Genomic DNA, 16367 nt, shown 5'->3' on the forward strand with positions numbered 1-16367 from the left:
GGCCCCACCCGTATCGCGCTCGCGTCAGGCCAGCAGCTCCACCTCCGCCAGCGTCGAGGCGCCGTCCAGGACGAGCCGGTACTTCGGGTACGTGCCCGGCGCGGCGATGGTGAACACCCGGGTCTGGCGGTCCCAGGGGAAGCTCTCGCCGGAGCGGCGGTCCAGGGTCTGCCAGGTGGTGCCGTCCGCGGAGCCCTGCAGGGTCCAGCCGGCCGGCGCCCTGGTGTGGTCGGCCGACGAGGTCAGCGTGTACTGGACGGGCCGTACCGCCTCGTCGACCGGCAGGTCCACCGAGGCGACCGTCGCGTCCGTCGCCGACGTGTTGTCGAAGAGCGGTCCGTTCCCCTTGAGGACGTCCGCCCGGGGCACCGGCACCTGGTCGTCCTGGGTGACGGAGACCGGAGCGGCGTTCTTGCCCGTGCCCCACGTCGACGGCCTGGCGCCCATGGAGAACTCCAGCACCCCGCCCCCGGTCAGCAGCGAGTGGGGGAGCGAGGTGGACGTCCAGGGACGGCCGTTGAACGTCACCCCCTGGATGTAGACGTTCTCGGCGCTGTTCCGCGGTGCCTTGACGACCAGGTCACGGCCGTTCTCCAGGTGCACGGTGACCTTCGTGAACAGCGGGGAGCCGATGGAGTACTCGCCGCTGCCCATCACCAGCGGATAGAAGCCGAGCGCCGAGAACAGGTACCAGCCCGACTGCTCGCCGTTGTCCTCGTCGCCGTGGTAGCCCTGCCCGATCTCGCTGCCGGTGTACAGCCGGGACAGCACCTCACGGACGTACGCCTGCGCCTTCCAGGGCTCGCCGGCCGCGTCGTACATGTAGATGACGTGGTGGGCGACCTGGTTGGAGTGGCCGTACATGCCCATCCGGACGTCGCGTGCCTCGGCCATCTCGTGGATGACACCGCCGTAGGACCCGACGTAGTCCGGCGAGGCGGTCTCCGGGGTCGCGAAGTACTCGTCCAGCTTCTCCGCGAGGCCCTGGCGGCCGCCGTACAGGTTGGCCAGGCCCCGGCTGTCCTGCGGGGCGGTGAAGGCATAGCCCCAGCCGTTGGTCTCCGTGTAGTCGTAGCCCCACACGCGCGGGTCGTACTTCGAGGAGTCCAGCCGCCAGTTCCCCTTGGCGTCGCGGCCCTGGAAGAAGCCCGCCTTGGTGTCGAACAGGTCCACATAGTCCCGGGCGCGGTTGAGGAAGTACGCGGACTCGTCCTGGTAGTGCCTCTCGCCGGTCTTCCGGTACAGGGCCTCGCCCATCTTCGCGATGCCGTAGTCGTTGACGTAGCCCTCCATCGCCCAGGACAGGCCCTCGGTGGTGGCGGTGCTGGTGTAGCCGAGGAACGGTGAGGTGCTCATGCCCTTGCGGCCCACGCCCGACATCGGCGGGACGACGGTCGCGTTCTTCAGGGCCGCGTCGTAGGCCGCCTTCGCGTCGAACTTCACCCCCTTCACATACGCGTCGGCGAACGCCACGTCCGAGGAGGTGCCGGTCATCAGGTCGGCGTAGCCGGGGGACGACCAGCGCGAGGTCCAGCCGCCGTCCTTGTACTGCTGCACGAACCCGTCGGCCATCTCGCCCGCCTGGGAGGGGGTCAGCAGGGAGTACGCCGGCCACGTGGTGCGGTAGGTGTCCCAGAATCCGTTGTTGACGTACACCTTCCCGGCGACGATCTTGGCGCCGGTGTGGGTCGGGGTGTCCTGGCTCTGCATCGGCGAGAAGGGCGAAGCGTACTGGTAGGAGTCCCCGGCCTTCTCGAAGCCGGAGTTCGGGTACAGGTACAGCCGGTACATGCTGGAGTACAGCGTGGTCAGCTGGTCCGGGGTCGCGCCCTCCACCTCGACCTTGCCGAGCAGCCGGTCCCAGGTGCGCTGCGCCCGCTCCTTCACCGTGTCGAAGGAGGTGCCGTCCGGGATCTCCTGGCGCAGGTTGTCCTTCGCCTGGTCGACGCTGATCAGCGAGGTCGCCAGGCGCAGCGTGACGGTGTGGTCCGCGCCCGCGCCGAACCGCAGGTAGCCCTTCACCCCGCTCGATCCGCCGCCGGTCACCGGCTTGTCGAACGTGCCGTACACGAACAACCGGGTGGCACCGGTCGACAGCCCCGACTTCACGTCCGAGTAGCCGGTGAAGCTCCCGTGCTCCTTGTCGAGGGTCAGCCCCGCCTGCTCGGTGACGTTGTCGAACAGCACGCTCGCGTCGTTGCCGGGGTAGGTGAAGCGCAGCACCGCCGCATGGTCGGTCGGGGTCATCTCGGCCCGGAGACCGTTCTCGAAACGCACTCCGTAGTAGTACGGCCGCGCGGTCTCGTTCTCGTGCCGGAACGGCAGCTCGCGTGCCGTCCGGCCGGTGTCCGGGGTGCCGGCGGCGGCCGACGGCATCACCTGGAAGGTCTGCCGGTCGCCCATCCACGGACTCGGCTCATGGCTCGCGCTGAACGCCTGGATCGTCGGAAGGTTGTCGGCGTTGTTCGCACGTGCGTACTCGTACAGCCAGCTCAGCGAGGACGCGTTGGTCACCGGCGTCCAGAAGTTGAAGCCGTGCGGCAGAGCCGTGGCGGGGAAGTTGTTGCCGCGCGAGAAGCTGCCGCTGGAGTTGGTGCCGCGCGTGGTGAGCGCGTAGTCCGACAGATGCGCCTTCGGCTTCTCCGGCGGTACGGCCTTCAGCGCCACGTCGTCGATCCAGCCGCGGAACTTCGCCGGCCCGGCGGGGGAGTCGTACCCGACCAGGATCCGGTCGACCGTCCTGCCGGCCGCCACCGAGCCGATCCGGGACACCACGTCGTTCCACTGGTTGGCGTACAGCGACTTCGACCTGCCCTGCCCGCGCGGGGACAGCGGGAAGCCGTGCTGGTCCAGCGCGCCCAGGTCACTCAGATAGGTGCCGTCCGTGAAGGCCAGGTCGACGGAGACGTTCGTGGCGTCGTAGTCCCGGTCGCCGTCGGCCATCTGCGGGAAGATGCGGTACGACAGCTGGGTGTCGCCGGCGACCTTCACGTTCACGTCGAAGACCTTGTTGTACGAGTACGCCCGGCCTTCCGCGGTGTGCCGGCCGGCGTAGCGCAGTGCCCTCGTTCCGGTGAACCCCGCCCGCGCCTTGGCCGTCGGGGAGCCGGTCGGGCCCTTGTCGACCAGGGTCAGCATGTCCTGCGGCACCGGGTCGCCCCCGCCGCCGGTGGAGAACTGGACGTCGGCGAGCTGCAGGATGTCCGAGGCACCGTTGTTCTGCGTGACCTCCAGCCGGAAGTGCTGGTACGCGGCGGGTTCGGCCAGGTCGTAGGACCTGGTCTGGAAGCGCTCGGAGAAACTCTCGCCCGACCGGGTGTCGAGGGTCTTCCAGTCCTTGCCGTCGGTGGAGCCGAACAGCGTCCAGTCCTTCGGGTCGCGCTCGGCGTAGTCGTTGGCCGAGGTCAGCGCGTAGGTCACCAGTCTGATGGGCTTGTCCAGGTCGAACTCGGCCCAGCCGGTGGGCTCGAAGGTCAGCCACTTGGTGCCGGGCTCGCCGTCGACCAGGTTCTCCTTCACCTCGCCGGCGCCCGTGTTCTCGCCGCTCGCCCGGACATCGGTGACATGGTCGGTGACGTTGCCCGGAATGCCAGTGCTGTAGCCGCCGTCGACACCGGAGGCGCGCCGGGTGCCGTCCGGCCCGGTGTCCACGGTGTTCAGCCAGTCCGGTGCCGGATCGCCCGCCTCGAACGAGGATGCGAACTCGTGGTCGGCCGGAGCCCCCGGTGCGGGCAGGGCGACCGCCGCGCCCTGTGCGCCGACGGCCATGACAAAGGCGGCCGTGAGGACGACCGCCGGACCGCATCTGTGCCGAGTTCTCCGCTGCATCTACGGATTCCCCTCCTGCGCCCCCTCCGGACAACGTTGTCAAGCTTCGGGACGCAGGAACCAGTAGGGCGTCAAGTGGCCCGTGCTGTCAAGGGCGTTGGGTGTGGCATTCAGGGACTTGTGTCGCGGGCTTTTCCCTCGGGCGCGCACAGGTCGCTCATATGTCCGTGAGGTCTCAACTCGGAAAAGACCCATCGCGAACCCTGCATTCGATCTTGCTCAGCCGACCGGAAGTGGACTATACCTGTCGGCGTTTCCAGCACGACCCCTGCACGACCCAGCACTACCCGACCGCGGTGCCGGGGAGGTTCCGGTTCACCGCCTGAGTCCTGGAGAAGGCGAGGACTTGAGCATGGGATCCACCTCTCACCACGGTGCCGAAGGTGTCGGCCGGCGGGATCTGATCAAGCGGTCCGCCGCGCTCGGTCTGGCCGCGGCCCCGGGCATGGGCCTGCTGTCGGCCTGCGCGAGTAGCGGCGGGGGCGGCCAGAAGAAGGACAAGGCGGGGAAGAAGACCGCCAAGAACCCGCTCGGGGTCAACGAGACCGCCACGATGGAATTCGTCCTCTTCGACGGCGGCTTCGGCAAGGAGTACGCCCAGGACGCGGTGAAGATCTACGAGAAGGACTTCCCCAAGGCCACGGTGAAGTTCTCCGCCACCCAGAAGATCCAGTCGACCCTGCAGCCCCGCTTCAACCAGGGCAACCCGCCGGACCTCATCGACAACTCCGGCGCCGAGCAGATGGACATGGGTGTCCTGGTCGGCAAGAACCAGCTGGCCGACCTCACCCCGCTGCTGGACGCGCCGTCGTACGACGACCCGGGCAAGAAGGTCCGCGACACGCTGCGCCCCGGCATCGTGGAGATGGGCCAGTTCGACGGCAAGCCGGTGTGGATCCTCTACTACGCCTACACGGTGTACGGCGTCTGGTACTCGCAGAAGGCCCTGGACTCGCTCGACGAGAAGTACCCCGAGACCTGGGACGAGATGCTCAAGGTCTGCGAGAAGGCCAAGAAGAAGGGCATGGCGGGCTGGACGTACGCGGGCAAGTACCCCTACTACATCCCCTTCTCGCTCTACCCGATGATCGGCAAGGTCGGCGGGCGTGAGGTGCTCGACGCCATCGACAACCTGGAGCCGAACGCCTGGAAGCACCCGGCCGTCAAGGCCTGCTTCGAGGCGTACTACGAGCTGTACAAGAAGGGGTACATCCTCCAGGGCACCCCGGGCCTGGACCACATCCAGTCGCAGACCGCCTGGGCCAAGGGCAAGGCGCTGTTCCTCCCGAACGGCTCCTGGGTGGAGAACGAGTCGGCCAACGTCATCCCGGCCGACTTCGGCCTCGCCGTCTCGGCGCCCTCCGGCATCGACAGCTCCGACAAGCTGCCGTTCGGCACCATCTGGGCCTCCGGCGGTGAGCCCTTCGTCGTGCCGGCCAAGGCCGCGAACGCCGAGGGCGGCATGGAGCAGCTGCGCATCATGCTCTCCGAGGCGTCCTCGAAGAACTTCACGGCCAAGGTGAAGTCGCTGACCGCCTACAACGGCGGCACCACCGGCATCACCCTCACTCCGGGCCTGAAGTCGGGTGTGGCGGCGCTCAAGCTGGCCGGATCCAACGTGGTGAATCCGCGGCTGCAGGACTGGTACGTGCAGCTGCAGAAGGAGAAGATCGGTGTCGCCGGGCTCGGCGAGATGATGGCCGGCCGGCTCACCCCGGCCGAGGCCATCAAGAAGATCCAGTCATTCGCCGACGAGGCGGCCAAGGACACCTCCATCAAGCACTACAAGCACCAGTAACCAGCACCCTTCCAACGCACCGGAGTGGCGATGCAGCACGGCAAGTACCGGTTCATCGTGGGGTTTCTGGTTCTGCCCCTGGGACTGTACGCGCTCTTCGTGGTGTGGCCGTTCATCCAGTCCATCTATTACTCGTTCACGGACTGGACCGGCCTGAGCCCCGAATTCAAGATGGTCGGCTTCGACAATTACCGGAGGATGCTCGACGACGACATCTTCTGGAAGTCGTTGCAGCACAGTCTGCTGTTCGCCCTGGTGCTGCCGCTGGTGACGATCAGCCTGGCGCTGTTCTTCGCCTTCATGATCAATGTGGGCGGACGCCGCAGAAGGGGCGGCCCCGTGATCTCGGGGGTCCGGGGCTCGTCCATCTACAAGATCGTCTACTTCTTCCCGCAGGTGCTGTCGATCGCGATCGTCGCGCTGCTGTTCCAGTTCGCGTACAACCCGGACAGCGGCGCGATCAACTCACTCCTGCGCGGGATCGGCCTCGATCACGTGCAGCCCCTGTGGCTGGGCGACCCGGACCTCGCGCTGTGGTGCGTGATGGCGGTGCTGGTGTGGTCCACGGTCGGCTTCTTCGTGGTCCTGTTCTCGGCGGGCATGGCCTCCATCCCGGCCGAGCTGTACGAGGCGGCGCTGCTGGACGGCGCGAGCCGCTTCACCACCTTCTTCCGCATCACCCTGCCGCTGCTGTGGGACACCGTGCAGTCCGGCTGGGTCTACATGGGCATCCTCGCGCTCGGCGCCGAGTCGTTCGCGGTCGTACAGATCATGACGACCGGACCGGGCGGGCCCGACTACTCGACCACGGTGATGGTCCTGTACGTGTACCAGAAGGCGTTCCGGGACGGTCAGGCCGCCTACGCCACCACCATCGGCGTCGCCCTGCTCGTGGTCACGCTCGCCTTCGCGGCGGTCGTGATGCGGCTGGGCCGTCGCGAGCGGCTGGAGTTCTAGAAGCGATGAAGACGACCGAGACCCCCGCCCCGCTGCCGGCCGAGTCGGGCGCCACCGTCTCCAAGACCGACGCACCGGCCGCGCGGCCCGCACGGCGGAAGAGGGAGGGCGGTGTCCTCAACGTCTTCTCCCACGGCGTGCTGGTGATCTGGGCGGTCATGGTGGTCATGCCGCTGCTGTGGGCGGTGATGACGTCCTTCAAGGACGACAGCTCGATCTTCGGCTCACCCTGGTCGCTGCCGGACAGGCTGCACTTCGACAACTGGTCGCGGGCCTGGACCCAGGCCAACATGAGCGACTACTTCCTGAACACCGTCCTGGTGGTCGGCGGCTCGCTCATCGGCACCCTGGTGCTCGGCTCCATGGCGGCCTATGTCCTCGCCCGCTTCGACTTCCCGGGCAACCGGTTCATCTACTACCTGTTCATCGGCGGCATGAGCTTCCCGATCATGCTCGCGCTGGTCCCGCTGTTCTACGTCGTGAACAACATGGGCCTGCTGAACACGATCCACGGCCTGATCCTGGTCTACATCGCGTACTCGCTGCCATTCACGGTCTTCTTCCTCACGGCCTTCTTCCGCACCCTGCCCACCTCGGTGGCGGAGGCGGCCTTCGTGGACGGCGCTTCGCACACGCGTACGTTCTTCCAGATCATGCTGCCCATGGCCAAGCCGGGCCTGATCAGCGTGGGCATCTTCAACTTCCTGGGCCAGTGGAACCAGTACATGCTGCCCACGGTCCTGAACACCGATCCGGACAAAAGGGTCCTCACCCAGGGCCTGGTCCAGCTGGCCGTCAGCCAGGGCTACAAGGGTGACTGGTCGGGCCTCTTCGCCGGCCTCGTGATGGCCATGCTGCCGGTGCTGGGGGCGTACATCGTCTTCCAGCGCCAGGTCGTCCAGGGCCTGACCGCGGGGGCGCTGAAGTAGCGCCGCGGCCCCGCCGGGGGTGACGCCCCGCCTCCGTCCGTGCGCACGCCGTCCCGGTGTCCGGGGCGGCGTGCCCGCGCTTGTACCGGGTACCCGGAAACGGTTCAACCTCTTGACGTGAGTCGCCCCGAACGGCTCAGCTTAGAGTTCACTAGTTGGACATACGCGGGGCCTCGCCGAAGCGGCCCCGCGCTCAGGAGGTCGTCGTGGAGACTCCAGGGTCGCAGTCGTCGCTGCACCGAGCCAACCTGGAGCGGGTCGTACGGGCCGTGCGCCTGGCCGGATCCCTCACGCAGGCGGAGATCGCGCGGACGACCGGTCTGTCCGCCGCGACCGTCTCCAACATCGTGCGGGAGCTGAAGGACGGAGGAACCGTCGAGGTCACGCCCACCTCGGCGGGCGGGCGCAGGGCGCGCAGCGTCAGTCTCAGCGGGGACGCCGGGATTGTGATCGGGGTCGACTTCGGGCACACCCATCTGCGCGTCGCGATCGGCAACCTCGCCCATCAGGTACTGGCCGAGGAGGCCGAGCCGCTGGACGTCGACGCCTCCGCCGCGCAGGGCTTCGACCGGGCGGAAGAGCTGGTCAGCCGCCTGATCGCGGCCACCGGCGTGAACCGGTCCAAGGTGGCCGGCGTGGGGCTCGGCGTGCCGGGTCCGATCGACGTGGAGTCGGGCACGCTGGGGTCCACCGCGATCCTGCCGGGCTGGGGCGGCACCAAGCCCGCCGAGGAGCTGCGCGAGCGGCTCGGCGTGCCGGTGCACGTGGACAACGACGCCAACCTCGGCGCCCTCGGCGAGCTGGTCTGGGGCGCCGGCAAGGGCGTCCGGGACCTCGCGTACATCAAGGTCGCGAGCGGTGTCGGCGCCGGTCTGGTGATCGACGGGAAGATCTACCGCGGCCCGGGCGGCACGGCCGGTGAAATCGGACATATTACACTCGATGAATCCGGCCCGGTCTGCCGTTGCGGAAACCGCGGCTGCCTGGAGACCTTCGCTGCCGCACGCTATGTGCTGCCGCTGCTCCAGCCCGGCCACGGCCCCGACCTGACCATGGAAGGCGTCGTACGGCTGGCCAGGGACGGTGACCCGGGCTGCCGTCGGGTGATCGCCGACGTCGGCCGCCACATCGGCAGTGGAGTGGCCAATCTCTGCAATCTTCTGAACCCGAGCCGGGTGGTCCTCGGCGGTGATCTCGCCGAGGCCGGTGAGCTGGTGCTCGGGCCGATCAGGGAGTCCGTCGGCCGCTACGCCATCCCCAGCGCGGCGCGTCAACTGTCCGTTCTCCCAGGGGCACTTGGTGGTCGTGCCGAGGTGCTCGGAGCGCTCGCCCTCGCCCTCAGCGAGATGGGCGATTCGACGCTCTTGGACGGGTCTGTCGCCGGTGGGCTGCCCACTGTGGCCCCCGCCTTCACTTAGAGAACGGATGGCACCGTTGCCATCTCGTTAAGGATTTACTTCTTGACGTCGCACGTGTGGCCGAGTTGACTTCCAGCCACCTCGGCCGCAACGACGCGGCCTCGTCAGGGAGGTTTCTGAAGTGAACGCACGTATGCGTCGTGCCGCCGTTGCCGTAGCCGCCGGGGCCATGGCGGTCTCGCTGGCCGCCTGTGGCAGTGCCAAGGAGGCCAAGGGCGGCAGCTCTTCCTCCACGTCGCCGAAGAAGGGCGACGACATCAAGGTCGGTCTCCTGCTTCCGGAGAACAAGACCGCCCGGTACGAGAAGTTCGACAAGCCGCTGATCGAGAAGAAGATCAAGGAGCTGACGAACGGCAAGGCCACCATCTCGTACAACAACGCCCACCAGGACGCGAACCTGCAGGCCCAGCAGGTCGACACCATGGTCACCAACAAGGTGGACGTCCTGATCGTGGACGCGGTGGACGCCAAGGCCATCCAGAACTCCGTGCAGAAGGCCGTGGACGCCGGCATCAAGGTCGTCGCCTACGACCGCCTCGCCGAGGGCCCGATCAGCGCCTACACCTCCTTCGACAACGAGAAGGTCGGCGAGACCCAGGGCCAGGCCCTGCTGAAGGCGCTGGGCGGCAAGGCCGACAAGTCCTCCAAGATCGTCATGGTCAACGGCTCGGTCACCGACCCGAACGCCGCCCAGTTCAAGGCGGGCGCCCACAAGGTCCTCAACGGCAAGGTGACCATCGCCAAGGAGTACGACACCAAGGAGTGGTCGCCGGACAACGCCAACTCCGAAATGGAGGCGGCGATCTCCGCGGTCGGCAAGGACAAGATCGCGGGCGTCTACTCCGCCAACGACGGCATGGCCGGCGGTATCATCACCGCCCTCCACGCCGCGGGCATCAACGTCCCGGTCACCGGCCAGGACGCCGAGCTCGCCGGTGTGCAGCGCATCGTCGCCGGTACCCAGTACATGAGCGTCTACAAGCCGTACGCCCCCGAGGCCGACGCCGCCGCCGAGATGGCCGTCGCGCTCGCCCAGGGCAAGCCGCTGGACTCCATCGCCAAGGACAAGGTCTCCAGCACCTCCCAGAAGAACGTCCCCTCGGTGCTCGTCCCGGTCACCTCGCTGACCAAGGACAACATCAAGGACACCGTGATCAAGGACGGCATCTACACCGTCAGCGACATCTGCACCGCCGACTACAAGGCGGCCTGCGACAAGCTCGGCCTCAAGTAAGCGGCGTCAAGTCCCTTCCCGCACCCGGGCGTTCGTCCCTGAACGCCCGCAGGGAAGCCGACTGACCGCCCCCGGCTCCTCCGGCGCCCCGCGCACTCATACAGCCCCGCAAGCTCGGCGCGGGGCGCCGGACGGAACACCCCCCAATTCTTTCTGCACAACCTCCCGCCGGGTCAGGCGGCGAAGGAGATGGTTCACGTGTCCGCTACGCCCGTGCTGGCGTTGCGCGGGGTCTCCAAGCGATTCGGTGCCGTCCAGGCGCTCACCGACGTAGAGCTTGAGGTCCACGCCGGTGAGGTGGTCGCCCTGGTCGGCGACAACGGCGCCGGAAAGTCCACGCTGGTCAAGACGATCGCCGGCGTGCACCCGATCGACGAGGGTGTCATCGAGTGGGACGGCAAGCCCGTCTCCATCAGCCGGCCCCACGACGCCCAGGCACTGGGCATCGCGACGGTCTACCAGGACCTCGCGCTGTGCGACAACATCGACGTCGTCGGCAACCTGTTCCTCGGCCGTGAGCTGAGGAAGTGGGGCGTCCTGGACGAGGTCGAGATGGAGCGCCGCTCCCGCGAGCTGCTCACCACGCTGTCGATCCGCATCCCCAGCGTCCGTATCCCGATCGCCTCGCTCTCCGGCGGTCAGCGCCAGACCGTGGCGATCGCCCGCTCCATGCTGGGCGAGCCCAAGCTGGTGATCCTCGACGAGCCCACCGCCGCCCTCGGCGTCGAGCAGACCGCCCAGGTCCTGGACCTGGTCGAGCGGCTGCGCGAGCGCGGCCACGCCGTCATCCTCATCAGCCACAACATGGCGGACGTGAAGGCGGTGGCCGACAAGGTCGCCGTGCTGCGCCTCGGCCGCAACAACGGCGTCTTCGAGGTCAAGACGACCTCCCAGGAGGAGATCATCTCCGCCATCACCGGCGCCACCGACAACGCCGTGACCCGCCGTGCGGCCCGCACCTCCGGCGCGAACGGGGAGGTTTCCAAGTGAGCATCGACAAGACCTCCGCGAACCTCGACAAGACGTCCTCGCAGGACGAGCACGTCGTCGAGAACCCCGAGGCCGCGGCCGCCGCGGTCACCGCGGTCGACCCGCGCCTGCTGGTGCAGGAAGAAGGCCTGCTCGGCTACTGGCACGAGTTCAAGCGCAAGATGAAGGCCGGTGAACTGGGCTCCCTCCCGGTCATCGTCGGCCTCGCCGTCATCTGCGTCATCTTCCAGCTGCTGAACTCCGAGTTCCTGTCCGCGCAGAACATCAGTGACATCACCGTCACGATGGTCGGCACGGGCATGATCTCCGTCGGTATCGTGTTCGTGCTGCTGCTCGGCGAGATCGACCTGTCCGTCGGCTCCGTCAGCGGTGCGGCCAGCGCCCTCGCGGCCGTCCTCGCCGTCAACCAGGGCTGGCCCGAGTGGGCGGCCGTGCTCCTCGCCGTCGTCGCCGGCATCGCGATCGGTGCCCTGCACGGCTTCTTCTTCGCGGTGCTCGGCGCCCCCGCCTTCGCCGTGACGCTGGCCGGCCTGCTGTTCTGGCTGGGCTTCATGCTGAAGGTGCTGGGCTCGGACGGCACGATCAACCTCGACTCCAACGGCCTGGTCGGCAAGCTGACCACGTACTTCTTCTCCGACGTGGCCGCCGCGTACGGGCTCGCCGTGGTCGTGGTCGCCGTGTTCTTCCTCACCTCGTTCCTGGGCAACCGGCGCCGGGAGGCCGCGGGCATCCCGTCCCGGCCGCTCAGCGACACGATCCTGCGGACCGTGCTGCTGGCCGTGGTCTCCTTCGCCGCCGCGTACATGTACAACCAGTACAAGGGCCTGCCGCTGGCCACGGTGATCTTCCTGGCGTTCCTGGTCGGCACGGACTTCGTGCTGCGGCGTACCTCCTACGGCCGCAAGATCTTCGCGCTCGGCGGCAGCGTGGAGGCGTCCCGGCGTGCCGGTATCAACGTCACCGCGGTGCGGATCTCCGTGTTCGCCATCTCCGGCGGCTTCGCGGCGATCGGTGGTCTGTTCCTGGCCTCGAAGATCGCGTCGGCGAACCAGAGCGCCGGCACGGGCGACCTGCTGATGAACGCGATCGCCGCCGCCGTCATCGGTGGTACGTCGCTGTTCGGCGGCCGGGGCCGTACGTGGAACGCGCTGCTCGGCGTGCTGGTGATCGTGTCGATCCAGTACGGGCTCCAGCTGGAGTCCATCGCCGAACCGGTCAAGTACATGATCACCGCGGCTGTGCTGTTGACCACGGTGGTGATCGACTCGATCACCCGTAAGACGCAGAAGACGGCGGGGCGTGCCTGACGCCCGGTCGTCGCAGCCAGTGCCCGGTGCCCGAAAGGTGCCGGGCGCTGTCGTGTCGGGGAAAGCCCGAAGATTAGACTCGGGCGGGCCCGGCGAAAGCTCGATCAGCTCTACTGCAAGGAGGCACGGGTGCCGCTGCTGACCCGCATCAGGGGACCGCGCGATCTGGACCGGCTCAGCCTGGAGGAGCTGGACCAGCTGGCACAGGAGATCCGGACCTTCCTCGTCCAGGAGGTCTCCAAGACCGGCGGGCACCTGGGCCCCAACCTCGGTGTGGTGGAGCTGACCATCGCCCTGCACCGGGTCTTCGAGTCCCCCAAGGACAAGGTCCTGTGGGACACCGGCCACCAGTCCTATGTGCACAAGCTGCTCACCGGCCGGCAGGACTTCTCGAAGCTGAAGATGAAGGGCGGCCTGTCCGGCTACCCCTCGCAGGCCGAGTCCGAGCACGACGTCATCGAGAACAGCCACGCCTCCACGGTGCTCGGCTGGGCCGACGGTATCGCCAAGGCCAACCAGCTGAAGAAGCGGGACAGCCATGTCGCCGCCGTCATCGGTGACGGTGCCCTCACCGGCGGTATGGCCTGGGAGGCGCTGAACAACATCGCCGACGCCAAGGACCGCCCCCTGGTCATCGTCGTCAACGACAACGAGCGGTCGTACGCCCCGACCATCGGCGGCCTCGCCAACCACCTGGCCACGCTGCGCACGACCGACGGGTACGAGCGGTTCCTCGCCCGCACCAAGGAGGTGCTGGAGAAGACCCCGGTCGTCGGCAGGCCGCTGTACGAGACGCTGCACGGCGCCAAGAAGGGCCTGAAGGACTTCATCGCCCCGCAGGGCATGTTCGAGGACCTGGGCCTGAAGTACGTCGGCCCGATCGACGGGCACGACATCGAGGCCCTGGAGTCCGCGCTGGCGCGGGCCAAGCGGTTCGGCGGGCCGGTCATCGTGCACTGCCTCACCGAGAAGGGGCGCGGCTACCAGCCGGCCCTGCAGGACGAGGCCGACCGCTTCCACGCCGTCGGCAAGATCCACCCGGACACCGGTCTGCCCATCGCCAGCTCCGGCGCCGACTGGACCTCCGTGTTCGGCGACGAGATGGTCAGGCTGGGCGATGAGCGCGAGGACATCGTCGCCATCACGGCGGCCATGCTGCAGCCGGTCGGCCTGGAGAAGTTCGCCAAGCGCTTCCCCGAACGCGTGTACGACGTCGGAATCGCCGAGCAGCACGCCGCCGTGTCGGCCGCCGGGCTCGCGCACGGAGGGGTGCACCCGGTCTTCGCCGTGTACGCCACCTTCCTCAACCGTGCCTTCGACCAGGTCCTCATGGACGTCGCCCTGCACAAGTGCGGGGTCACCTTCGTGCTGGACCGGGCCGGGATCACGGGCACGGACGGCGCCTCGCACAACGGCATGTGGGACATGTCGATCCTGCAGGTCGTCCCGGGCCTCAGGCTCGCCGCGCCGCGCGACGCCGAGCAGGTGCGGGCGCAGCTGCGGGAGGCCGTCGAGGTGACCGACGCGCCGACCGTGGTCCGCTTCTCCAAGGGCGCCGTCGGCCCCGCCGTACCCGCCGTGGGCCGCGTCGGCGGGATGGACGTGCTGCGCGAGCCCGGCACCGACCGGCCGGACGTGCTGCTGGTCTCCGTGGGCGCGCTCGCGCCGATGTGCCTGGAGGTCGCCGCCCTGCTCGACAAGCAGGGCATCTCCACCACCGTCGTCGACCCGCGCTGGGTCAAGCCCGTCGACGAGGCCATGGCCCCGCTGGCCGAGCGGCACCGGGTCGTCGTCACCGTCGAGGACAACAGCCGCGTCGGCGGTGTCGGCTCCGCGGTCGCCCAGGCCCTGCGCGACGCCGGCGTGGACGTGCCGCTGCGCGACTTCGGCATCCCGCCGCGCTTCCTCGACCACGCCTCGCGCGGCGAGGTCCTCGCCGAGATCGGTCTGACCGCCCCGGACATCGCCCGTCAGGTCACCGGACTGGTCGCCAAGCTGGACGGCCGGTTCGACCGTACGGCCGCCGAGGTCGACTCGGTGGAGCCCGCGCGCGACTGACGCGCGACGCGCCCCCACGGGCCGGTGACGCCACTCCCTGCGGTGGCGGAACCGGCCCGTTTGCGTGAACCTGCCTGTGCCAGGGCATACGCACCCCGGCCCTCTCGATCATGTCGGGCCGAGGCGAGGTCCCCAAGCGTGGGAGGCACTACGTGAGCAGCGCGCTGTTCAGGACGAAGAACGTCGAGCAGTCGATCCAGGACACCGAGGAACCCGAGCATTCGCTCAAGAAGACCCTCTCCGCGCTCGACCTGACCGTCTTCGGCGTCGGCGTCATCATCGGTACCGGCATCTTCGTCCTCACCGGGCAGGTCGCCAAGAACAACGCCGGTCCGGCGGTGTCCCTGGCCTTCGTGGTGGCCGGCGTGGTCTGCGCGCTCGCCGCCCTGTGCTACGCCGAGTTCGCGTCCACGGTCCCCGTGGCGGGCTCGGCGTACACGTTCAGCTACGCCTCCCTGGGGGAGCTGCCCGCCTGGATCATCGGCTGGGACCTGGTCCTGGAGTTCGCGCTCGGCACGGCGGTGGTGGCGGTCGGCTGGTCCGGCTACATCCGCTCGCTGCTGGACAACGCGGGCTGGCATCTGCCCGCCTACCTGGCCGGCCGGGACAACGCCACCGGCTTCGGCTTCGACATCCTCGCCGCCGCCCTGGTCCTGGTGCTCACCGGCATCCTCGTCCTCGGCATGAAGCTGTCGGCCCGGATCACCTCGCTCGTCGTCGCCATCAAGGTGGCCGTGGTCCTCATCGTGATCGTCGCCGGTGCCTTCTTCGTCAAGGGCGCCAACTACACGCCGTTCATCCCGCACGCCCAGCCGGTGCCGGCCGGCGGCAACCTCAAGGCGCCGCTCATCCAGCTGATGTTCGGCTGGGCGCCCGCCAACTTCGGCGTGATGGGCATCTTCACGGCCGCCTCGGTGGTGTTCTTCGCGTTCATCGGCTTCGACATCGTGGCCACGGCCGCCGAGGAGACCCGCAACCCGCAGCGGGACATGCCGCGCGGCATCCTCGGCTCCCTGCTCATCTGCACCGTGCTCTACGTCGCCGTGTCCATCGTCGTCACCGGCATGGAGAAGTACACCGAGCTGTCCGTGGCCGCGCCGCTCGCCGACGCCTTCAAGGCCATCGGACACCCCTGGTACGCGGGCGTGATCAGCTTCGGCGCCGCCGTCGGTCTGACCACGGTCTGCATGATCCTCCTCCTCGGCCAGACCCGGGTGTTCTTCGCGATGAGCCGGGACGGACTGCTGCCGCGCTTCTTCTCCCGCGTCCACCCGCGCTTCAAGACCCCGCACCGGCCGACCATCCTGCTCGGCGTGATCATCGCGGTCGTCGCCGGTTTCACCAGCCTGAGCGAGCTGGCGGAACTGGTGAACATCGGCACGCTCTTCGCGTTCGTGGTCGTCGCGATCAGCGTGATCATCCTGCGCCGGACCCGCCCCGACCTGCCGCGCGCCTTCCGCACCCCCTGGGTCCCGTTCGTCCCCGTCCTGTCCGTGTGCGCCACGCTGTGGCTGATGCTCAACCTGCCCGCCGAGACCTGGATCCGGTTCGCCATCTGGATGGTGATCGGCTTCGTCGTCTACTTCCTCTACGGCCGCACACACAGCCGCCTGGCCCTACGCGAGAGGGCCGCTCAGCAGACCGCGGGCGACACTCCGTAACCCACCCGTACGACACCGTCAGGTGCTGTTCGGCACTGTGGCGGCGGCCTGTGTCACCCGGTTGCCGTCCTTGGTCCGGGCGTCGTGGAAGGTGCCGCTGCCGGGCCGGCTGCGCGGGGCGCGTTCGCGGTCCGGGGGTGCTCTCGGTCCTCGAACCAGCTGTTCGGCATCGTGGCGGCGGGGTGTG

The 16367-nt window shown here is 68.4% G+C and carries 10 protein-coding genes; 9 read left to right on the forward strand and 1 reads right to left on the reverse strand.

All coding sequences use genetic code 11. From position 1 onward, the window contains the following. Positions 1-24 precede the first annotated feature (24 nt). Complete coding sequence (locus tag ABT171_RS38455) at positions 25-3828, reverse strand: GH92 family glycosyl hydrolase (protein WP_351251131.1); 3804 nt, start codon at positions 3826-3828, stop codon at positions 25-27. A 352-nt stretch (positions 3829-4180) separates the two neighbouring features. On the opposite strand from ABT171_RS38455, the gene ngcE reads away from it, so the two are divergent. The 9 genes from ngcE to ABT171_RS38500 all read left to right on the forward strand — a co-directional run bounded on the left by ngcE (position 4181) and on the right by ABT171_RS38500 (position 16180). Further along, entirely contained in the window at positions 4181-5626 is a 1446-nt protein-coding gene (gene ngcE, locus ABT171_RS38460) for an N-acetylglucosamine/diacetylchitobiose ABC transporter substrate-binding protein (RefSeq protein ID WP_351251133.1), read from the forward strand. A gap of 30 nt (positions 5627-5656) precedes the next feature. Then, complete coding sequence (locus ABT171_RS38465; RefSeq protein ID WP_351251135.1) at positions 5657-6583, forward strand: carbohydrate ABC transporter permease; 927 nt, start codon at positions 5657-5659, stop codon at positions 6581-6583. Between the two features lie 5 nt (positions 6584-6588). Next, positions 6589-7512, forward strand: a complete 924-nt coding sequence (locus ABT171_RS38470) for a carbohydrate ABC transporter permease (protein ID WP_351251137.1) — start codon at positions 6589-6591, stop codon at positions 7510-7512. A 206-nt stretch (positions 7513-7718) separates the two neighbouring features. Continuing rightward, positions 7719-8930 carry an ROK family transcriptional regulator gene (locus ABT171_RS38475; protein WP_351251139.1) on the forward strand — a complete coding sequence of 404 codons (1212 nt, stop codon included), beginning with the start codon at positions 7719-7721 and terminating at the stop codon, positions 8928-8930. A 133-nt stretch (positions 8931-9063) separates the two neighbouring features. After that, positions 9064-10164: a sugar ABC transporter substrate-binding protein gene (locus tag ABT171_RS38480; protein ID WP_351251191.1), complete on the forward strand. Its 1101-nt coding sequence runs from the start codon at positions 9064-9066 to the stop codon at positions 10162-10164. A 189-nt stretch (positions 10165-10353) separates the two neighbouring features. Beyond that, positions 10354-11154: an ATP-binding cassette domain-containing protein gene (locus ABT171_RS38485; protein WP_351251141.1), complete on the forward strand. Its 801-nt coding sequence runs from the start codon at positions 10354-10356 to the stop codon at positions 11152-11154. Beyond that, the gene (locus tag ABT171_RS38490; protein WP_351251143.1) at positions 11151-12461 is read left to right on the forward strand and encodes a sugar ABC transporter permease; all 1311 of its coding nucleotides are present in this window, start codon (positions 11151-11153) and stop codon (positions 12459-12461) included. The genes ABT171_RS38485 and ABT171_RS38490 overlap by 4 nt, the downstream gene beginning before the upstream one ends. 129 nt (positions 12462-12590) lie before the next feature. Then, a complete protein-coding gene (gene dxs, locus ABT171_RS38495) occupies positions 12591-14519 on the forward strand; it encodes a 1-deoxy-D-xylulose-5-phosphate synthase (protein WP_351251145.1) in 1929 nt (642 codons plus the stop codon). A gap of 152 nt (positions 14520-14671) precedes the next feature. Further along, positions 14672-16180 (forward strand): amino acid permease, encoded by a 1509-nt coding sequence (locus tag ABT171_RS38500; protein ID WP_351251147.1) that lies wholly within the window; start codon positions 14672-14674, stop codon positions 16178-16180. Positions 16181-16367 lie beyond the last annotated feature (187 nt).

This window comes from Streptomyces sp. NPDC001851 (assembly GCF_040297165.1).
In the GTDB taxonomy this organism is placed as follows: Bacteria; Actinomycetota; Actinomycetes; order Streptomycetales; family Streptomycetaceae; genus Streptomyces.